21 protein-coding genes and 2 pseudogenes are annotated in these 21,070 nt (G+C 38.6%); 20 read left to right on the top strand and 3 right to left on the bottom strand.

All coding sequences use genetic code 11. The features are described 5' to 3' along the window. Positions 1–49: 49 nt before the first annotated feature. The 8 genes and pseudogenes from J2S17_RS15495 to J2S17_RS15460 all read left to right on the top strand — a co-directional run bounded on the left by J2S17_RS15495 (position 50) and on the right by J2S17_RS15460 (position 4,960). A pseudogene (locus J2S17_RS15495) lies at positions 50–1,275 on the top strand (IS110 family RNA-guided transposase). A 122-nt stretch (positions 1,276–1,397) separates the two neighbouring features. Continuing rightward, entirely contained in the window at positions 1,398–1,685 is a 288-nt protein-coding gene (locus J2S17_RS15490; protein ID WP_307476367.1) for a hypothetical protein, read from the top strand. 14 nt (positions 1,686–1,699) lie between these two features. Continuing rightward, complete coding sequence (locus tag J2S17_RS15485; RefSeq protein WP_307476365.1) at positions 1,700–2,083, top strand: UCP019853 family protein; 384 nt, start codon at positions 1,700–1,702, stop codon at positions 2,081–2,083. Positions 2,084–2,092: 9 nt separating this feature from the next. Beyond that, the gene (locus tag J2S17_RS15480; protein ID WP_307476363.1) at positions 2,093–2,476 is read left to right on the top strand and encodes an Imm50 family immunity protein; all 384 of its coding nucleotides are present in this window, start codon (positions 2,093–2,095) and stop codon (positions 2,474–2,476) included. Positions 2,477–2,986: 510 nt separating this feature from the next. Then, entirely contained in the window at positions 2,987–3,115 is a 129-nt protein-coding gene (locus J2S17_RS15475) for a YuzL family protein (RefSeq protein ID WP_307476361.1), read from the top strand. 365 nt (positions 3,116–3,480) lie between these two features. After that, entirely contained in the window at positions 3,481–3,645 is a 165-nt protein-coding gene (locus tag J2S17_RS15470) for a Fe3+ hydroxamate ABC transporter substrate-binding protein (protein ID WP_307476359.1), read from the top strand. Positions 3,646–3,714: 69 nt separating this feature from the next. After that, on the top strand, positions 3,715–4,257 hold the full coding sequence (locus J2S17_RS15465; RefSeq protein ID WP_307476357.1) for a GNAT family N-acetyltransferase: 543 nt from the start codon (positions 3,715–3,717) through the stop codon (positions 4,255–4,257). A gap of 10 nt (positions 4,258–4,267) precedes the next feature. Next, entirely contained in the window at positions 4,268–4,960 is a 693-nt protein-coding gene (locus J2S17_RS15460; RefSeq protein WP_307476355.1) for a class I SAM-dependent methyltransferase, read from the top strand. A 78-nt stretch (positions 4,961–5,038) separates the two neighbouring features. On the opposite strand, the gene J2S17_RS15455 is transcribed toward J2S17_RS15460, so the two are convergent. Continuing rightward, positions 5,039–5,269: a hypothetical protein gene (locus J2S17_RS15455; protein ID WP_307476353.1), complete on the bottom strand. Its 231-nt coding sequence runs from the start codon at positions 5,267–5,269 to the stop codon at positions 5,039–5,041. A gap of 130 nt (positions 5,270–5,399) precedes the next feature. Here J2S17_RS15455 and J2S17_RS15450 point away from each other — a divergent pair, with 130 nt between their 5' ends. Further along, positions 5,400–7,778: a penicillin acylase family protein gene (locus J2S17_RS15450; RefSeq protein ID WP_307476351.1), complete on the top strand. Its 2,379-nt coding sequence runs from the start codon at positions 5,400–5,402 to the stop codon at positions 7,776–7,778. Positions 7,779–8,056: 278 nt separating this feature from the next. Here J2S17_RS15450 and J2S17_RS15445 read toward each other — a convergent pair whose 3' ends face one another. Next, positions 8,057–9,013 carry a helix-turn-helix transcriptional regulator gene (locus J2S17_RS15445; RefSeq protein WP_307476349.1) on the bottom strand — a complete coding sequence of 319 codons (957 nt, stop codon included), beginning with the start codon at positions 9,011–9,013 and terminating at the stop codon, positions 8,057–8,059. Positions 9,014–9,094: 81 nt separating this feature from the next. On the opposite strand from J2S17_RS15445, the gene J2S17_RS15440 reads away from it, so the two are divergent. From J2S17_RS15440 to J2S17_RS15425, 4 genes and pseudogenes are all read left to right on the top strand, one after another. Further along, positions 9,095–10,006, top strand: a complete 912-nt coding sequence (locus J2S17_RS15440; RefSeq protein WP_307476347.1) for an SDR family oxidoreductase — start codon at positions 9,095–9,097, stop codon at positions 10,004–10,006. A gap of 237 nt (positions 10,007–10,243) precedes the next feature. Further along, the gene (locus J2S17_RS15435; protein ID WP_307476346.1) at positions 10,244–10,732 is read left to right on the top strand and encodes a hypothetical protein; all 489 of its coding nucleotides are present in this window, start codon (positions 10,244–10,246) and stop codon (positions 10,730–10,732) included. A gap of 266 nt (positions 10,733–10,998) precedes the next feature. Then, positions 10,999–12,426, top strand: a complete 1,428-nt coding sequence (locus tag J2S17_RS15430) for a serine hydrolase domain-containing protein (protein WP_307476343.1) — start codon at positions 10,999–11,001, stop codon at positions 12,424–12,426. A 249-nt stretch (positions 12,427–12,675) separates the two neighbouring features. Next, positions 12,676–13,026: pseudogene (locus J2S17_RS15425) on the top strand (nucleotidyltransferase); the annotation flags it as partial. Positions 13,027–13,130: 104 nt separating this feature from the next. Here J2S17_RS15425 and J2S17_RS15420 read toward each other — a convergent pair. Beyond that, positions 13,131–13,589: a DinB family protein gene (locus J2S17_RS15420; RefSeq protein WP_307476338.1), complete on the bottom strand. Its 459-nt coding sequence runs from the start codon at positions 13,587–13,589 to the stop codon at positions 13,131–13,133. A 369-nt stretch (positions 13,590–13,958) separates the two neighbouring features. Here J2S17_RS15420 and J2S17_RS15415 point away from each other — a divergent pair, with 369 nt between their 5' ends. The 7 genes from J2S17_RS15415 (at position 13,959) to J2S17_RS15385 (ending at position 20,731) form a co-directional block, all read left to right on the top strand. Then, positions 13,959–15,074, top strand: a complete 1,116-nt coding sequence (locus J2S17_RS15415) for a muconate cycloisomerase family protein (RefSeq protein WP_307476337.1) — start codon at positions 13,959–13,961, stop codon at positions 15,072–15,074. A 76-nt stretch (positions 15,075–15,150) separates the two neighbouring features. After that, a complete protein-coding gene (locus J2S17_RS15410; RefSeq protein WP_307476335.1) occupies positions 15,151–15,480 on the top strand; it encodes a DUF3870 domain-containing protein in 330 nt (109 codons plus the stop codon). 408 nt (positions 15,481–15,888) lie between these two features. Beyond that, positions 15,889–17,547: an SLC13 family permease gene (locus J2S17_RS15405; RefSeq protein ID WP_307476332.1), complete on the top strand. Its 1,659-nt coding sequence runs from the start codon at positions 15,889–15,891 to the stop codon at positions 17,545–17,547. A 117-nt stretch (positions 17,548–17,664) separates the two neighbouring features. Next, positions 17,665–18,012 carry a PadR family transcriptional regulator gene (locus J2S17_RS15400; protein ID WP_307476330.1) on the top strand — a complete coding sequence of 116 codons (348 nt, stop codon included), beginning with the start codon at positions 17,665–17,667 and terminating at the stop codon, positions 18,010–18,012. Further along, positions 17,993–18,628 (top strand): HAAS signaling domain-containing protein, encoded by a 636-nt coding sequence (locus tag J2S17_RS15395; RefSeq protein ID WP_307476328.1) that lies wholly within the window; start codon positions 17,993–17,995, stop codon positions 18,626–18,628. The genes J2S17_RS15400 and J2S17_RS15395 overlap by 20 nt, the downstream gene beginning before the upstream one ends. Positions 18,629–18,749: 121 nt before the next feature. Beyond that, a complete protein-coding gene (locus J2S17_RS15390) occupies positions 18,750–20,207 on the top strand; it encodes a DUF4153 domain-containing protein (protein WP_307476326.1) in 1,458 nt (485 codons plus the stop codon). 17 nt (positions 20,208–20,224) lie between these two features. After that, the gene (locus J2S17_RS15385; RefSeq protein WP_307476324.1) at positions 20,225–20,731 is read left to right on the top strand and encodes a GrpB family protein; all 507 of its coding nucleotides are present in this window, start codon (positions 20,225–20,227) and stop codon (positions 20,729–20,731) included. The last annotated feature ends 339 nt before the right edge of the window (positions 20,732–21,070 follow it).

Raw genomic sequence — 21,070 nt, 5'->3', positions numbered from 1 at the left:
GAACTAAGGTTGCCGGCATTTTCATTTCATTGAATAGGAGGATGCGTATATGCACGATAAGCAAAACCACTTGTATGTGGGCGTGGACTTACATAAGCAACATCACGTGGCAGTAATCATTAATTGTTGGCAGGAGAAACTGGGTGAAATTACGTTTGAAAATAAACCGTCTGTTTTCTCTAAGTTTTTACTAGAGATGGATAAACGGACGGAAAAAGGGGTGACCCTTGCATTCGGATTAGGGGATGTTGGTGGATATGGGCGATCGTTGGCGCAGTTTCTAGCAGACCATGGGTAACTTGTAAAAGAAGTTAACCCTGCGCTTTCCTACGCGGAACGAAAAAGCCATATGACGACACAAAAAAGCGATAATTGGGATGCGGAATGTGTCGCACGTATATTGGTCAACAAGTTGGACCATTTGCCAGACGCGAAACCAGATGACTTCCAACAATTAGTATCGAGAAGGAATGCATTAGTAAAGGCACAAGGTGCTTTAAAGAACCAACTGAACATTCAATTGAACCACCATTACCCAAGCTACAAAAAGTTTTTCTCCGAGGTGGATGGAAAAACGGCATTAGCGTTTTGGGAACGTTACCCATCGCCATCTAGTTTACAAGATGTCACAATCAAGCAATTGACCACTTTTTTATTAGAATTGAGTCACAACACATGTTCTGTGAAAAAAGCGACTGAAATAGTGAAGCTAGTGGAAGAAGATGGACTGACAAAGAAAGAATACCAAGAAACAAGAGACTTTTTAGTGAGAAGCATTGTCCGGGATGTTTTATTTAAAAAGCAGGAAATGGGCTATGTGGAACGAGAATTAAAAGAGTTAATGAGCTTACTAGACTTTCAATTAAATACAATGCCAGGGGTTGAACTCGTTACAGCCTCTGCCTTAATTGCGGAAATTGGCGATGTAAGACGTTTCCCGAATGCCAATAAATTAGCACGATTCGCGGGGATTGCGCCTGTTTACTTTGGCTCTGGTGGAAAAGGAAAGATGCATAAAAGCAAACGCGGAAATCGGGCGCTGCACGCTATATTTTACAACCTAGCAGTCCAACAAGTGCAAGTAGCAAAGGGAGTAAACTACCACGTAATCCAGTGTTCCATGCGTACTACCTTCACAAACTTGAAGAAGGGAAGACGAAGGGGCAAGCATTAGTTTGCATTATGAGAAGGCTGGTGAATATTGTATACGGGTTGATGAAGTACAAAACAGCCTACAAATTACCGATAATACCAGAGAAGGAAGAAGTTTTATAGGGTTTCAAAACGGTTGTTTTTTTATTAGCAGCTTTAAGATTACAACATAGGGTACGGGTAACTTTGCTAATAAGAATTTTGCTTCTAGAGATTTACTAGAGTCTCATTACGAAAAACATGCAGTGAAAAACAATGAATTCCATGGTGCTTATAATAATGCAGGTGAATATATGCAAGGTGCTAGGGATGTGATGAGCAATTGCACAAAAGTAGGATATCAATATAAAGGTGAAACTCGAACAGGTTACGTGAAGTTTATGGGTAACTCTCGTAAGGGGGAAGCAAAATTTGAGTTTGTAGGAACAAATGCCAATGGTGATGTTACAACGTATCATGTCAAACGCGGTGAGGATTTATGGAAATTGCTAAATAACAATAAACGGGATAAGACAATTAACCCTATGGAATAAGGAGGTAGCTTTTCATGCAATATACTGCAAAATTAATAGAATTAAGTCCTTTAATTGAAGAAGAAGCTGTACTTGAAATTAATGGACAAAGATTAGTTGCTTTTATCAATAACCGTCCTTTTGAGATAATTCAAGGAGGACAGTACCTAGTTGAAATGGAATTGGCTATACTTGATGATTTCGTAATTTCTAAGATTGATTCAGATGAAAAAGGTATTGAACAGATAGGAGATAATTTTTCGTATTTAATTAGAGGTACCTTGAATATTGATACTGGTAATATAGACGCAGGCATATTATTTGAGGTAGATAGTGAATTTCTTTTCGACTATGGATATCTTCATAATCAAAACGTACAAATTCGGGTGGATAGATTAAGCGTTGATTGTATTGGGTGATATGAGGAAATGTGGTATGAAGCTTTGGAGAGAAATAATTTTTTAGTTAATTTATATAATAAGCTTCCCGAATTGGAAGATGTCCGTATCTCAGAAATTAATATTCATGACGAGGGAAGGATAGTTGCTATTAGATTTGATATGCCAAGGTATGCTGAGAGGCCACCTGAAAAGTGGGAGGACTTAGGAAATAATACAGTTTGTGTAAGAGTGGATTTATCAGCAGTAAAAGAAATTACATTGAATTCGGGTTCATCTGATTACAAAGGGAATATTGAAATATTTAAAAATGATCCAGAATCTATTATAGTAAAAATTACTGGAACTGTTAATGCTCTAATTAAGGCAGAATCGGGATTTATTCAATCAGTCACTGGCTATTTTAATGAATAGATGAAAAGTTAAGCTGGCACCTTCAAGTAAAAATTGGGTAGAAAAATACCTGATGGCCACTTGGAGGTGTTTTTCTTTGTGTAAGAGAAATAGGTGTAAAAAAACGAAGAATTTCATATATGTCGGTGCTAGGCGTTGTGAATAAAGTTAAACTAGATGTCTATGTACGAAGAAGGCTGAAGAAAGTTAAACAAAGGTTCAAAATAGACGTTTGAATAATCTTACAACTCCATCATATGTGTGACGATATCCGCAAATATCCGCAACTTCTATTGTAGTCCCGTTCAGAGAACAAAAAAGAAAGTAGCTTTGACTGAACTCGGGGTTTGATGAAGTTTTTAAAACACTAAAGTAACTAAATGCGACAACTATATTGACAAACACCGATTCCTTTTGCCATTATATCCCCATCTCTATACTAATAATATGTAATTTATTCTTGTATTCAATCATTGTTCACAAGAATAAAATCTCAAGCATCTAGAGAGATTAATTGGGGGAGGTGTCAAAATGGGAAAACGTAAAAAAGATGCTTCAAAGGCTGGTCTAAGTTCTCCAGAGGTAAAAGGACAGGGAACAACTAATCGTGAAACCGGGTCGATGAGTATTTCATCCACCCAACATAAAACGAAAAAGTAGGATTTGAGAAAGAGGCTTGTTGAGAAAAGACATATTTTCTTAACAAGCTTCTTTTTTAATGAGCAATCCTGATAAAAGGAAAATAACTTCCACTCACTGCATTTTGGATTACTGAAACTTTCTTCCAAATTATTCGTATATCTTATCATCAAGAAGGAGGTGTATTGAATACCTCTTATTCTTACATCAGAATTGCCTTCTGACCAGGTGTATACCGGTCACTAATCGATACAGCAGGATTTTCAGCAGATTCGTTTCTATATTCGCTGTGAATTATTGATAATCAGTTTCTGAAAAAGATAAAGTGACTGTGAAACTTGTATAGCGGAAAATCGAAAAAAAAGCGGTAGTGGAGGTACTTAAATTTGTTCTCATTGAAACCAAAATGTACAGTGTGTAAAAGAGAGATAAAGGAAGATGAATGGGTCTATATCAAAATGCGTTATCCTAAGCGAAAAGGGTTCACGGAAATAAAGGCGTATTTAAATAATGAAGGTCAATTTATTTGTGAAAACTGTTTTGGGAATTAACGAAATTTTGAGAAAGGATGATTTAATCATGCTATAATTGCTCTTATTTTCAATGAAAAGGGGTTTAGCATGATGAGGCATACAGTAAATGAAGAGATTAGTCTAAGAACGATTGAGCAAAAAGACGCTGAAATAATATTTCAGATTATTGATGAATCTAGAACATACTTGAGAGATTGGCTCGGGTGGGTGGACGGAACAAAAACACTTGCGGATTCAGAGGCATTTGTAGAAGGCTGTTTGGGAAGGGAGAAAGACGAGAAAAGCTTGACAGCAGTCATTGTCTCTCAGGAGAAAGTAGTTGGGATTGCCGGTTTTAATGAAATCAATCACTCGAATAAAACAGCCTATATTGGTTATTGGCTCGGGGAAAGCTATCAGGGGAATGGCATCATGACTAAGGTAGCACGCGCATTGACCGATTATGCTTTTCAACAATTGGACTTAAATAAAGTAGAAATCAGAGTAGCTGTGGAGAATATGAAAAGCAGAAGCATCCCTGAAAAATTAGGATTTAAAGAGGAAGGCTGCATCAGGCAGGCGGAATGGCTGTATGATCATTATGTGGATTTAATTGTTTATGGAATGCTTGCAAGCGAATGGAGAGAATAAATGAAAAATTATGCTGACATCAATTCTAAGATGTGGGATTCATGGGCTTTTTGAGGGTGGAGAATGGTCGCTGCCTATAAGCCATCAGGATTTTGTGAAAGGGTTGGACGGACAGTTCGATATGTATTTGACTCCATACAAGCCGGTGCCGCAAAACTGGTTTATTCCACTAGATGGGACTAAGGTGCTCGGACTGGCAAGCGGCGGTGGGCAACAATGTCCTGTATTTGCTGCACAACAGGCGGATGTGACCGTATTTGATTATTCGAATCAACAGCTCGAGCTTGAAAAAATGGTAGTGGAGAGAGAAGGATCTGCCATTGAAATCATCAAAGGGGATATGAGTAAGAGGCTTCCTTTCGAGGACGAGTCATTCGATATGATTTTCCATCCTGTATCGAATGGCTATGTTGAAGATGTTGAGCATGTGTGGAAGGAATGCCATCGTATTTTGAAAAAGGGCGGGGGTCTGCTGGCTGGGTTCACCAATCCAGCATTGTATTTGTTTGGAGAAGGTGAAAACAGACTGACAATCGTAAATAAACTGCCTTTTAAAGGGCACACAGATCAATCAGAGGAAGAGCTTGTTCAAACGGGCGGCATTCAGCTCAGTCATTCGCTTGAAACACAAATTGGCGGCCAGTTGAAGGCCGGTTTTCAACTGCAGGAGCTGTATGAGGATCATCATCATAAGGTTGACTAACTAAATATATGCCTTGTTATGTTGCGACAAGGGCGGTTAAATGAATGGAAGTGAGGGCGCGATTAGGCACCCTGATTGTTAATTCGTAGTTAAAATTACTTTTGCCTTTGCTATAAATAGAATGGAGATCAATAAAATGAGGCTTCCGCATAAAACCATAATATTTGATATCGATAGACTCATAACAATAGCAAAGGAGACAAAAGCATAGGAAAGCGGCACGAGCCCATTTGAAAAGGCACTCACAAGGCTCATTACTCTGCCGATTTTTTCTTTACTGCTTTTCTCTTGAATGGTTGTAATAAGCATTACATTAATAATAGATGAAAATACATCTATCTAGAATAAAGATGCAGAATATTTTTATGTTTCCGATAGGGGATAAGCACTACTGTCTCGAATTTATTTATCTTATACAACAAAATTAGGGGGCATAAGTGTGGAGACAGTTGTGGCAAAGAGAAAACAGACAGCAAAGTGGAAGAAAATTTCTTTATGGGCAGTTGCATCAATTGTAGCGCTTTTATTAATTGTATTGATGGCAGCAAACTATTATTTGAATAGATCCTTGCCTGCTCTCGATGGGGAAGTGTCTTTATCTGCCTTAAGTGAATCAGTGACAGTGGTTCGCGATGAATCTGGTGTTCCGCATGTTCAGGCAGAAAATGAACATGATTTGTATGTGGCTCAAGGATACACACAGGCTCAGGATCGATTGTTCCAAATGGATCTCAGCCGCAGACAGGCTTCAGGTCAATTAAGTGAAGTCATTGGTGAATCCGCATTGGATACAGATAAATACTTTCGTACATTAGGGCTTCGTCGGGCGGCGGAGGCATCTGCAGATAGCTACTCCGATTTAGGGATGGATGCCTTGAAAGCGTTTGCTGAAGGGGTTAATCTTTATATTGAAGAGCTTCGCGATAATGGGAAGTGGCCGGTAGAATTTACGATTCTTGGTTATGAACCAGAGGACTGGACGCCGGTCGATTCCTTGACGATTGGAAAGTATATGGCCTTTGATCTGGGTGGTCATTGGCAGAATCAGGCGTTTAGGCAATACTTGCTGCAGGAATTCCCTGAAGAAAAGGCCTATGATTTATTTCCAGAGTACCCTGAGGATGCTCCGTATATCATCAGTAAAAGTGATTTAGATTTAAGCAAGGCCTTTGCTGGCGCAGTGATTCCTCATGAATTTAATGGCAGCAATAACTGGGTCGTTAGTGGAGAAAAAACGGCAAGCGGGAAACCTTTATTGGCAGACGATCCGCATCTTGGGCTCGCAACTCCGTCCATTTGGTACCAAATGCATCTTGAAACACCAGACCTAAATGTGAGCGGTGTTATTTTTGCAGGGATTCCAGGGATTATATTAGGACATAACGAAAACGTTGCATGGGGTGTAACAAACACAGGTCCTGACGTACAGGATTTATATATTGAAAAAAGAAATCCGGAACAGGCGAATCAATTTTTATACAATGATGAATGGGAGGATGCTGAGGTCATTCCTGAGCCTATCAAAATTAAAGATAAAGATACATTGGATTATGAGGTTACCGTGACCCGCCATGGTCCAGTGATCTCAGATTTTGCAGCAGATGCAGGCAGTGATACAGTACTTTCATTACAATGGACAGCACTGATGCCATCAGCAGAGCTAGAAGCCATATTAAACATGAATAAAGCAAAAAATTGGGATGAGTTTGAGGAAGCTTTATTGCAATTTGAATCACCTGCGCAAAACTTTGTAGTAGCCGATCAAGATGGAACCATTGCTTACAAAGCGAATGGAAAAATCCCTATCCGTAAAACAGGAGATGGGCTGCTTCCGGTACCAGGCTGGACAGATGAGTATGAATGGGTCGATTATATTCCATATGATGAACTTCCAAAGACAGTGAATCCAAAAGAAGGATTTATTTCTACAGCGAATAATAAAATTATCAGTGATGACTATCCATATCATATTAGTCATAATTGGGCACAGCCGTACAGGCAAATGCGAATTCAAGAAGTGCTAAAAGCAAATAACAAGCTGACAGCTGAAGATATGATGGAATTGCAAATGGACGAAAAAAATCTGCAAGCTGAGGAGTTTGTCCCGCAATTTGTTGGATTATTAAAGGGCGTGGATCAAGAGCAACAAAGAAAGGCCCTTGATCTTCTATCAGAATGGGACTTCTATGATCGAAAAGAGGAAGCAGCCCCGTATATTTTTAATATATGGATGACGAAAATTGGCGATGTGTTACTCGCTGACAGTTTTTCAGAAGAAACACTCGAGCTATTCAGTGGAAGAAAAGCGGCAATTGATCAATTATTGCAACGAGCATTAGACGGTAAACCAGGGCCATGGATAGAAGAAAAAGGCGGTTTGGAAGAGGTTCTGATTCAATCTTTAGATCTAACCCTTGCACAAATTGAAGAGGCAGAAGGCAAGGACATGGATAAGTGGGCTTGGGGAGATTTCCACCAGGTACGTTTTAATCATCCACTTTCCAGTGTATCACCATTAAACTATTTATTTAATCGCAAAGGCGGTATCCCAGTAGGTGGAAGCAGCGTCACTGTTAAAGCGGCAGCATTCGAAGAAACTGGTCTTGTTAATCATGGCGGATCTTGGCGATTCGTAATGGACATGACCAACCCTGATGATGCCTACCACCTTGTCGGTCCTGGGCAATCAGGCAACGTAAAAAGCCCATGGTACCATGATCAATTAGAGGCTTGGGCAGATGGAACCTATCACCAAACAACATTGAAAGCTCCTGCGGGAGAAAAACTTATTTTGAAACCGGGAGGGAGCGGAAAATAAGTTTTAGAGGAGGCTGCTTTGTGTGTAGCCTCCTTTTCTATTTAGCTTAGAGCAAACAGAGATTGATATACAAGAAGTAGATTGGTAGAACTATAGAATTATAACTTAATGCCCGTACGTATTAGATGATGATCAAAAGGGAACTAGATGATCTAACTAATGAATCGAAAGGGGAACTATATAATCGACCTAGTGCCCATGCATGTTGGATGACCTTCAAACGAGAAACTAAATGATTGATCAGCGAAAGTGGAATCATACACATTCAACTTATAAAATCAACTATAAAATCTAATCACAGCCTCTGCCGACTCCCTCACCCTTTTAACAAGTGATTGTGGATGAAGGATCTTAATCTGATTGCCAAACCCAAGTATATACTCGGATGCCTCTTGTTCAGTATCAAACCGCAGATCAGCTGGGATCCAGCCATTTTCTGTTTTGTCATTCATGTGGAGAACCTGTACAAACCGCCCTGTAAACTTTATTCGGTTGATAATGGCTGGTGAGATTTCTAACTTCACGTCAAAGGTTGGCAAGCTGCTAATAAAGTTTTGCTTGGATTCATCCCAATAATCAGCGAGGCTAAAGTCTATGGGTCTAATGAATATTTCTTCTGTAATGGTTGCGGTAATAATCCTTGATGCTCTATAGCTTTTAATCTTTTGGTTTTCGGCAGCGATTAAGTACCAAGTACGACCTTTAGCGACCAAACCTAACGGCTCGACTGATCTTTTGCTCGATTCTTTATCTGCACGCTGGTAGTCGATTTCGATTTTCTTTTCCGCCCAAATAGCTTGTTGCAGAGTGGAAAAGGTGCTTATTTCTTCTGATGAAGGTCTCCATGTTCCAGTATCGATATGGATGCGATTCCAAACATCAATTGCCTCCTTTTTAAGCATATCTGGAATAGAAGCAAGTAATTTTTGCCTTGATTCTTTCCAATCCTGGGCGATCCCGAGGTCGGAGAGAAGTTGGAAGGATGGTGACAGGAATAAAGCTTTTATTTCTTCAGCCTTTAATCCTGTCAGCTTTGTTTGATAGTTCTCGAGCAATTGCCAGCCACCTAGTTTTCCTCTCTCTGCAAAAACAGGGATGCCAGCTGCACTTAATGCTTCCATATCCCGATGAATGGTTCGCTCAGATACTTCCAATTCCTTTGCTAATTCATTTGTTGTTACTTTTTTAGTGTTTTGTAAAAGCAATAAGATGGTTATTAGTCTATCTGCTCTCATTCATTTCTCCTTTTAATATGACATAAGATGTCAACATTATGGTTTAAACTAAAGATACAATAGTAAGGGAGGCGAAGGCAAGTGAAGTCATTAAGTGGAAAAGTAGCTTTAGTAGCTGGAGGAACAAGAGGAGCAGGCCGTGGGATTGCCATGGAATTAGGGGCAGCAGGTGCAACGGTTTATATTACTGGCAGAACCACACGGAATGAAACATCTGAATACGGACGGCCTGAGACAATTGAAGAGACAGCCGAGCTGGTAAATGAGTTAGGGGGAATTGGTATCCCTGTCCAAGTAGATCATCTTATACATGAACAAGTTCAAGCCTTAGTCGAAAGAATAGAAAAGGAACATGGCAGGCTTGATGTGCTGGTAAACGATATTTGGGGTGGAGAATATTTAGCAGAATGGAATACACCTATATGGGAGCATTCTTTAGAGAAAGGCTTCAGAATGCTGCGTCTGGCCATTGATACTCATATTGTAACCAATCATTACGCACTCCCGCTGTTGATAAAGAATAAAGATGGATTAGTTATTGAAGTAACAGATGGTACCGAAGAATACAATCATAGCCGCTATCGTCTATCACTGTTTTATGATTTAGCGAAAAGCTCAGTCATTCGAATGGCTAAAGCATTGGCCCAAGAACTGTCTCCATATGAATGTACAGCGGTTTCCTTAACACCTGGCTGGATGCGCTCAGAGATCATGCTGGAGGAATTTGGCGTGACCGAGGAGAATTGGAAGGATGGAGCAAAAACCGATCCCCATTTCATTATTTCGGAAACACCAAGATATATCGGGCGTGCAGTGACCGCAATCGCTCTAGACCCTGAGAAACATAAATTGAACGGTCAGTCTTTATCCAGCGGTCAGCTCGCCAAAATGTACAACTTCTATGATGTGGATGGCTCACAACCTGATTGTATGAGGTATTTGGTAGAGGTGCAGGAAGCAGGAAAGTCTGCGAATGCAGAAGGATATAGATAAAATAAGATGCGCGATACCATTGAGGTATCGCTAATTTTTTTAATAGACTGGATCTCACGAATAGATTATTTATGGACCATTTGGAAAGGTGAGACATATGAAGCAAGCTCGTGGCAACTGGCGAGTAAGGTACTCAGTGTAATGAGTTAAAGCTTATTGGAAAATAGTGCTGCTCATGTTGTTCAGTAGTAGATCATTCCCTGAATAAATAATAAAATTTAGAAGGGAGAATGACGCATGTTATATCAAGAACAAATAATAAAGACAGTAACATTAAAAAGTAAATTAGACGAAAAAATAAGTGCGTGTATGATGTACGGTTCTTTTACGAAAGGTGAAGGAGACCAATTTTCAGATGTTGAGTTTTATGTATTCGTTAAAGAGGAACAGTTTTCATCATTCGATTCATCTCATTGGATTAATGAAATCGCTCCAAATGATCTTTTACTTGAAAATGAATATGGGACAGAAGTAGTTATATTCACTCATTTAGTAAGAGGAGAGTTTCATTTTTTACCAGAATCAAAAATGGATATCATTGAAAGCTTTAAACCTACCGGAGTCTTTCCAAATACAGATTCGATGTTCATTTATGATAGGACTGGAAAATTGAAGCCATTGCTTAAATTCCTTGGGGGTAGCGGTCCATATCGTTCAACAAATGAAAACGTAAATTATGCTTTCAATTGTATAATGATAATAAAGTTATTGAACTTTGATTATTAAAAGCTAAGAGCCTTACTACATTCTACGTAGCAAGGCTCTTTAAAGTTGTTTCAAATTACATCCATCTGTTTATATAATACTTAAAAAATGAATAATAAAGTTGTTTACTTCTTATTGAACTAACGCATCTGTTCGTTTAAGTGTAACTCTTCACAATTACTTGATATTATATAGGTGAATAGAAAGATAAATTAAAATTTAGTATAGTAGTTGTAAAAGTAGGTTATTTATATTATTCTCTTATAATTTTTCAAAAAGGAGAATTTATGAAAAAGATTATTGTTTTTGTATTAACGATATTTATATTATTCTCAGGATTCGCAACACAAAGTTATGCGTTGTCAGATTCGAAATCTGCGGCAATACAAGCGTTGCTAGATGATGCCTGTCGTATATCAGGTGTGCCGGGAATGTCAATCTCAATACTTGCTGATGATGAAGTGTTATACTTTTCTTCAGGGTATGCAGACCGTGAAAAGGGGTTGTCTGCAAGTGAAAATACACTCTATGAGTTAGCCTCGGTCAGTAAAGCTTTTACCGGTATGGGTATTCTGCTGTTGGAAGAGCAAGGGCTGCTCTCAATGACTGACCCTGTCCAAAAATATTTACCTTGGTTTACGTTAATGTATCAGGGGAAACCTGTTGATATGCAAAGCCTTACACTAAATAATTTTCTTCACCATACCAGTGGTCTAACAAATATTAGGCATACTCAAAATATTCCACAAGGCAACACACCGGATATGTTGCAAAAGACTGTGGAAATGCTCGTAGATGCTGAATTGGCGTTCCCTCCCGGTGAACAGTATAACTATGGAACCGTTAATTATGACGTATTGGGTTTGGTTATTGAGATTGTGTCGCGACAAAGCTATGAAGACTTTATGAGGAAACAAGTATTTCAGCCGTTAGGTCTTCACCAGACGTATGTTTATAAAGAAGATGCTCAAGCCACTGGACAGTTGGCACAGGGCTACCGTTCTTCCTTTTTTATGACAACTCCATTTAAAGCTCCGGATTATGCTGGGAATAAACCCGCAGGCTACATCATTTCTAATACAAAAGATATGGCGCGTTGGATGGGCATACAGATGGGTATCGTGCAGGACATACCCAAAATATTTCACACGGTTATCGAAAAATCACATAGGGGTGATATGTCTGTTTCGGCTGTCAACGATATGTATTATGCGGCAGGCTGGTCGGTAAACGCCGACCAAACGATTATAGAACACACTGGGGGCAATCCAAATTTCAGAACCGAAGTAGCCATACTGCTAAGTGAACGAACAGCCGTCAGCTTGCTGAGCAACGGCGCAAATACCAATATAAACCTGGTACTAAAAGTTAAAGATATATTAGACGGCAATCTAACTCAGTCATATGAAATAAGCGGCACACAGCTTTTGGATATCATTTTGTCGTCTATCACTATTATTCTTTGCCTATTGGCCGTTCTGCTATTTCTCTTAGGATTACGCAGAAGGAAAACGAATGAGCGGCAGCCAATGACAAAAAAGAGAATAATCGTAACAGTTATTTTCCTGATCGCTACGATTGCCCTAGGTATACTGTGCTGTGCTTTCGATTGGTCAACGATACTTATTTGGCAAACATATAGTGTTCTTACAGCTTTGATTTCGTCAGCATTATTAACAGCAAGCATTACATGGTTTGTATACACTCACCGATAAAATACCTCGCTCCCAAGATAAACATAATGTTAAGTAATTAAATTTCAATTTATCGGTATGCTTAATTTGAAAAACATAAGACACTTCGGTGTCTTTTTTAATATCATCGACAATTTTCCCAGTCAAACCTAATTACTATTGCTTCCACTAACCTGCTCCGTACGTGGAATAAGGATTTTTAAACAATTATATTATTTTTTAAATGACTTTATTGTAAATTAAACAACTTTATTATTTCTGCACATCAATAACTTTGCAAATGCGTGGTTAATGGAGCTTAATGTTTTAAAAAGGGGAGAGTTTGCCCGTTCATTAGAAGTGCTTTCACATGTGCAAAAATATATCCTCCAGCTTATTAGAATTAAAGAGCAAAATGTTGAACGCTGGTTGAACAGTACAAAGAACTTAGAGAGAGATATTAGTAAAGAAAGTTACCTGAAATACACTGCTACTACAGCTAAGCTAGATCAATCAGAATTGCAGAGTGCATACGGTAATTCTTTATCTGTCATTCAGGAATTATTTGATCAGCTAAAAGGTCTATATCAAATAGAGATTAGTCAAGATCTTCTGAGAAAATTCCAAGAATATCTTGATTGATAAATTGAGCAAGCATTGGTTTATCAACCAATGTTTTTCTTTATGGAAGAAAGGAGTTTCTGCGCATGGATATATGAAGAGTACTCCCTATCCCACAATAGAAATTAAAGTAATTTCCGTATGTCCATGATGGCTTGTAAGTGCATGCCTTCATGAAAAATGGTGCGAATGAGCACCTGTTCAATGGTATGCATGCCCATTTCAGTCGGTGTAAATTCCTCTTCCAAACGATTACCATAGAGTTGCTTAATACGGTTTGGCTGCTCCTTGAGTAAAAGCTTTAATTCATGGAATGTGGGTGTTTCAGAAGTGAAATCAGCAGGGGCAGTACCGAACCCGAACCATGTGTTAAATTCTTTCAAATGGCTATTTCTCTCACTTGTCACTGCCTGAATCCATAAGTATTGATCAAGGTAAATATGGCCCATATTCCAGCGGATATTATTTTTAAATCCTTTTGGAACTATGTCGGCCTCTTCCTCCGATATCTCTTCCAGTATGTCTAAAATATCCTGCCGATAGGTCTCTAACTGCGCAAATAAAACTTCATGACGCTGATTCATTTTTATCCTCCTTTCAAATAATAGAATTCTAGCAGGAAGGGTGGAATACCTTTTGTGAGATAACTTCCAATGAATAGACAATAAATCTATTTTGAAAAAATGATTGAATTGAGAGAAGAATTATTACATAATAAAGAAAACGCATACAAAAGCCTGTTTATTAACTATTAAAAATCACCGTTTTTAATATACCTTAATAAACGTAACGGCCTTTTAAAAATGAGAGATTACATTTGTTTTGTCATGTAATCTGCCATTTTTAAAGGGCCTTTTTTATGCGAAAAATGGGGTGTTAAGAGCAATGCTAGCGTGGGAATAATCCATTAGAGTTATCCGTAAAGACAAATCAAAAGCTTAGGAGATGACAGAATGAAAATACGTTCGATTGATATATATATTTTAGATATCCCTACAGTACGCCCGCATCAGCTGGCCATGCATACGATTGTGGCACAGACGATTGTTGTTGCTCGAGTGACAAATGAAGAGGGCCTCGAAGGGTGGGCTGAGGTGGCAACAATTGGCGGCGCTTCCTATGGGGAAGGTACCCCTGAAGCAATTAAGGCTAATATCGATCAATACATTAGGCCACATTTAATCGGTAAAAACCCAGTCTATTTTTCTAAAATCATGTTTAATATTTCTAAGGCTGTAAGAGGCAATCAATTTGCAAAGGCTGTTGTCGAAGCAGCTATGATCGATTTACTTGCAAAGGGGAAAAATGTGCCGGCATATGAATTATTAGGCGGGAAAGTTCATGATTCATTACCGCTGGCATGGACATTAGCGAGCGGTGACACGGGCAAAGATATTGAAGAAGCAAAAGAATTTTTACATCAAAAACGCCATAAGATCTTTAAATTAAAAATAGGCAAAGGTGATCCGTATAAAAACGTTGATCATGTTTTGAAAATTATTGCGGCAGTGGGCGATCAAGCCCGAGTGACTGTCGATATAAATCAAGCATGGGATGAAACCACTGCCAATTATTGTATTGAAGCTTTACAAGAGGGCGGCGTATCGATGGTTGAGCAGCCATTGCCTACGTGGAATTATGAGGGGATGGCTCGTTTAACAGCAAGGTTTAAGGTACCGATTATGGCAGATGAGTCGGCAAATTCTGTGCATGAGGTCTATCAAATTGCCAAGCATCGCTATGGAAATTCAATGGCACTGAAGCCTTGTAAGCACGGCGGATTGCTTGAAACGAAAAAGGTAGCTGCGATTGCGGAAGGTGCTGGCTTTGGCTTATATGGCGGGACGATGATTGAATCCAGTCTTGGTACGGCTGTATGTGCATCTGTTTATGCTACAATCTCAGAATTTGAATTTGGTACAGAGCTGTTTGGCCCGATGTTATTTAAGGATAAAATCACAACGAATGATGTTCAATTTGAAAACTTTGAAATTATCATTCCAGATGGACCAGGCTTTGGTATGGAAATAGATTTTGAGAAGGTAAAGCATTATTCCAGAGAATATTAAAAACATTTCATTCAGTAATCAGGAGATTTTGATAGAATTAGGATAGATATCTTACTTCTTGAAGGGGTGTTGAATAATGGCAATGGCAACGGCTTTTATTACTGCTTATGCAAAGGCTCCGCAAAATACACCAATGTATGAAAATAATAAACAAATTGGTGTGATGCTTGAGGTTAATAAGCAGAGTCATATTGTTGTAAATGTAGATTCGACTTTTATGACTGATTTAGCAAAGGATTATTTAAAGAGAATGATTGTAGGAGCTGATTTTAGTGGCGATATCTCTGTTTTGCTTGAGGATGTAGAAACGAACTGTATCATTCCCTCCCAGCAGGCACTGACCGTTGCCTTAAAGGTAGCTCATCAAAAGTATCATGATAATTTTTTGGCTAAAATGAAGGTTTAATTTAATTAACGTGCTTAAGTGAAGGTTCCTAATTAATATTGATTCTTAACATCGCATAAGTAAAACTAAGCCACTTGCCGAAATGACCTGGTGAACGGCAGTTTTTCTAATAATAAGTAGTTTTATTTTTTTAAAATAATGTTGCAGAATATTTTAAAATATTTATATAATAAGTGTAAGATATCGCTAACAATTACATTGCCTGTTTATTAACGATTAAAAAATAACCTTTTTTAATTTACCTTGATAAACGTCTGGCCTTTTAAAAAGTGTGAAGCCATTTATGTTTGAATGGATTCCCCTTTTTAAAAGGCCTTTTTTGTATAAACCGTCAAAAGAAAGCAGACAGCGAAGCAGCAATGAAAAATGTAAGCGCTCTTTTCAGATCATAAATGAGGAGGATGGAATATGGAAAAATCATTTCGCACACTTAGCCAATCATTATGGTCATCCCATGAACGTACAAAGGATCTTCTGACCTTTGCAAGTCTGAGACAGACCAAACCGGAATCAACAAGCAAGGGAAGGAAAAGTGTTGACGCTGCTGCTTCAAACGGGGGAAATAATAAGCAGGAAAAGCCATCATACACCAAAAGCCAATTAGTAGGACTGCTGCTTGGGCCATTATTATTTCTTATTACTATATTTTTATTGCCACTACCAGGATTGAGTGAATCGGGAAGAGCGGTTTTAGCCATTACACTCTGGGTATCAACTTGGTGGATATTAGAAGCAATGCCTCTTGGCATTACATCGTTAATGCCGATTATCCTATTGCCTTTTATGGGGGCAATAACTGGTGCAGAAGCTACTGCAAGCTACGGGGATCCAAATATTTTCCTGTTTTTAGGCGGGTTTGCCATTGCTTTAGCATTGGAGAAATGGAAGCTTCATGAGCGGATTGCTCTGACGATTATCAGCTTTGTTGGTACAAGTACATCCGGATTAGTATACGGTTTTATGTTTGCAACTGGATTCCTATCGATGTGGATTTCCAACGTGGCCACCGTCATGATGATGATTCCAATTGGAACCGCCATTGCCTTCAAAGTTGTTGAACTGATGAAAAAGGAAGGTACCTATACTCAAGAGGAGGATAAAAAATTTACGAAATCAATCGTTTTTGCAATTGGTTTTGGTGGAATCATTGGCGGGAGTGCGACACTAATCGGAACGCCGCCTAACCTGATTTTAGCTGGCCTGATTAAAGAGATGTATGGGATAGAAATATCCTTTGCTAAATGGTTTATTTTCGCTTTTCCTCTTACTTTAATCTTGGCTATCTTTGCAGCATTTTATCTAACAAAAATCGCTTTTCCAATGAAAGTGAAAAGATTGGAGCGTGGCAGACAATTTGTATTAGATGAAAAAATAGCACTGGGAAGAATGACATATGAGGAGAAAATCGTATCTTTCGTATTTGGTTTCACAGCTTTTATGTGGTTAACAAGAACCTTTATTTGGACGGATATCATCCCAGGGATTAGCGATACTATGATTGCTATGACTGGTGCGATATTGTTATATTTGATTCCCGCATCAAAGAAAAATGGCGGAAGAATTTTGGAAAGTGATTCTTTAAAACATATGCCATGGGACGTACTTTTATTGGTAGGTGGAGGACTTGCGATAGCTGCTGGATTTAGCGGAACAGATTTATCAAACTGGATTGGCAGCCAGCTATTATTGCTTGAAGGAACGCCATATATCATCATTTTGGCAATCACGACAATATTAACGATCAGTATCACGCAAATTGCACCGAACACAGCAATCACGACAATCTTTGTGCCAATTGCTGCAACTCTGGCGCTAGCAATTAATGCTCATCCTCTGCCGTTAATGACTGCTGCTGCGTTGGGGGCAGGCTTTGCTTTCATGCTACCGATAGGAACCCCTTCACAAGCCATTGTATTTGGTACTGGAAAAGTTACGATCATGGATATGCTAAGAAAAGGTACTTGGATTACGATACTAGCTACAATATTAATTATTACCTTTGTTTATTTCTTATTCCCAGTTGTTTTTGATCTTAATTTATTGGAATTCCCAACTGAATTGAAATAGTTTTCACATGAGAGGAGCATGATACATATTTGCTCCTCTTTTTCAAAAATCACTTTACTTTTTTTAAATATGAGTATAGAATCCCTATATACCTAAAAAAACTATGTAGGTGATTGAATGTTTAATCGTGAATTAGTAAAAGGGAGCTCTTCTTTATTGTTGCTTCAATTGCTGGAAGAACGGGATATGTATGGCTACGAGCTTGTGAAGGAACTGGAAAAGCGCAGTGAAAATGAGTTTTCGATTAAAGAAGGCACACTGTATCCAGCCCTCCATAAACTTGAAAAGCAGGAATACATCGAATGCTATTGGCAGGAGCAGGAGAAAGGTCCAGCTAGAAAGTACTATCGCATCACAGCATCTGGTAAAGAGATGCTGCTTGAAAAAACGCGCGAGTGGAATGAATTCGTCTCAGTGATGAACAAGATGGTAGGGAGAAAAAAGCATGGAACGGCTGAAGAATGAGTTTTTAGCTGAACTGGATAAAGGGCTAGGCAATCATCAGGGGAAGGCTTCCATCTTAATGGAATATGAAGCCCATCTTGATGAGCTTCTTCTCAGTCTTTTTCATATGGAAGAGGCAGAAGTGAGAGATCAGATTTATTCGCGACTGGGCACACCTGCAGAGATTGCAGAGATATGGAAAGAAGAATTATCCGTAACGCCAAGCAATATGAAATGGCTGTTTATTGCCGTGAATATTATTTTCTTTGTTGGCGGTGCATTATTAACTCTTGCCCATAACCTCTTTAATTGGGGTTGGCTCACATTCTTATGGACACAATTGACGTCATTTCCGATGATTATTGCTATTGTGTATTTGTTTTTTTGGGCGCTGCTTGGCTATGAAATCGGCAGAGGCTTTGGCTATAAGGGGCGAAGGCTGATGAAGGCTACCTTTCTCCTGGCATTAATTCCAAATCTAATCTTGATGCTGCTAACCGTTTTTAATATTATTCCACATGAATGGTTCAGCCCTTTGTTGACAGAAACTTTTATTGGTATATGTATTGTATTTACGATTCTGCTCTATCCAGTTTGCTTAATTAGCTATAGATGGGGGAAAAAAGCTTCTATTTGAGGTTTTTTTTACCCATATACATAGAATAGCTATGTAATGAGTGATGATAATTAATAAATAAATGGCTTTTTTTAGTCTTATACATAGAATTTCTTTGTATATAAAAATGGAGGTAGTATTAATGGAATTTAAAATGGCAAAAACAGATTGGCTCTTTTTAATATTGTGTTTAGTTTTAGGTATTGTTGCGGAACAATCCTTTTGGCGATATGAGATTGGTGTCTCCTATTTTGTATTCTTGGCTATTTTTTACTCAATTTTCTTTTGGAGGTTTCGCAAATTTTCATTTTCCCATCAACGTTTAGGTTATCTTATTCTCATCTCCATTTGGGTCTTGGCTGCGAGTTATTATCTATATGATACAACGCTGTTTTATAGCTTAAATCTGATTGTTATTCCAGGTTTGGTTATTTTTCACCTTGCCCTCATTACTTCACCTAAAAAAATGGAGTGGCATAATCTTGCGTTTATCGGATTTGTTTTTCAACGGTTAGGTAAAGGCATTCACTTTGGTGCCCAGACTACAGGCCATATCCCTAAGCTATTGAAGAGAGAGCAACATGAAAAACATTATAATATAGGGAAAAAGATTTTGATTGGTGTACTGATTTCAGTTCCATTCTTGTTTATTATTCTTAACTTGCTAATATCAGCTGATGACCGATTCGCCAGCATGATTTGGAACTTGCCAAATTTAGTCCGCTTTGACGCCGAGACTATTTTCCGCATCGTATTAGTACTTATTTATACCATTGGCTTCTTTGGATTTATGCAGGTTTTATTGCAAAAGCCAATCCAGGAGATGAAGGAGAAAATGAATCAGACAATGGTCATGGATGGGGTCATTACGCTGACTGTGCTCTTCCTGCTCAATAGCGTATATATCGTTTTCGTTGCTGTGCAATTCCAATATTTTTTCAGTGATACACTAGCACAAAGCTTCACTTACGCAGAGTATGCTCGCCGCGGATTTTTTGAGCTTTTACTTGTAACCATGATCAATTTAAGTGTCATAACTGCAGTCATTCAATTTACTCGAGTTATTCAAGGAACAATGAAGTTGCTCATTCGCTTAACATTAAGCTTGCTCGTCGCACTAAGCGCTGTTCTCCTACTTTCTGCCTTTGATAGAATGATGATGTATGAAGAGGCTTATGGTTACACCTTTACAAGGGTGCTCGTATTATCTTTTATGATTTTCCTGTTTGTTATTTTTGCCTATACACTGGTGAGGATTTGGCTTGAAAGGCTCTCATTGTTCCATTTTTACTTTATTGCTGCGCTTATTTATTATGTTGGCATTAATATTGTTAACCTAGATAAAATCGTCGTCGAGAAAAACATTGCCCGCTATGAAGAGAAAGAGAAAATAGATGTGAACTATATGAGCTATTTATCAGCTACAGGTGTACTCGGACTAATCGACCTTTATGAAAAGGACCCAAATGTTCCTGGATTGAAAGGTGTACTACGAGAGCAAAAATCGAATAAAAACTATTTTAAGCGTGAGTCATGGCAATCCAGTAATCTTACAAGAGAAAAAGCATATGAAAAACTAACTAAACTGGAATTGAAATGAAGGGAGAGGGTCTTGGAATGAGTGTGCCAGTAGTGGAATTAAGTCTATACCAATCGAATTGGGAAAAACTCTATATAGAAGAAAAGGGTAAAATCGAGTCTGCCCTTGAACAAAAAGTGACTGCGATCGAACATTTCGGAAGTACATCCATCAAGGGCATGGAAGCCAAACCAATCATCGACATACTTGTTGCGATGAAGGATTTGAACGACGCAGTTACAATGATCGCGCCACTGAGTAAGCTTGGCTATAAATATGTAGCGAAACCAGAGCAGAGGGAACGTTATTTCTTCAATAAGAATAGTCGATTTCATCTCCATATTTGTGAAATCGACAGTAAGGAGTGGACGGAGAAAATCCTATTTCGAGATTTTCTGCGCGCCTACCCAGACGTGGCTTCGGCTTATATCACAATGAAAAAAGGCTTAGCCGCACAATATAAATTCGATCGTCCAACCTATACGAAGCATAAAGAGCCTTTTATTAGAGAGGTCATCAAGATTGCAGAGGTTTGTTGGAGATAGGGAAATCGGTTTGTAGCGAGAAATAATCGGATTTGGACCGGGGGGGGGTGGGGGTTATTGCTGATTTGAAAGTTATGGCCGATATAATCAAAAAGCCGCTGATATAAATAGATTATCGCTGATAAATCCAGATAATCGCTGATAAAAGGGTAGCTACTTCTTTAAAGTCGATTAAGAGGTGGTTTGAGTGTAGAATTCGGGTTCTTAGGTACCAATTTCTGCGAGAAAAGCGCAGTTTAATACTGGAAAAAAGGAAATCGCTGATATATTGAAATTTATCGCTGATATAATCAAAAAGTCGCTGATATAAAAAGATTATCGCTGATAAATCCAGATAAT

Origin of the sequence: Cytobacillus purgationiresistens (genome assembly GCF_030813235.1) — a bacterium.
GTDB classification, from domain to species: domain Bacteria; phylum Bacillota; class Bacilli; order Bacillales; family Cytobacillaceae; genus Cytobacillus; species Cytobacillus purgationiresistens.
Note: the sequence above shows the minus strand (reverse complement) of the source record. Positions and strands in the feature narration are given on the sequence as shown.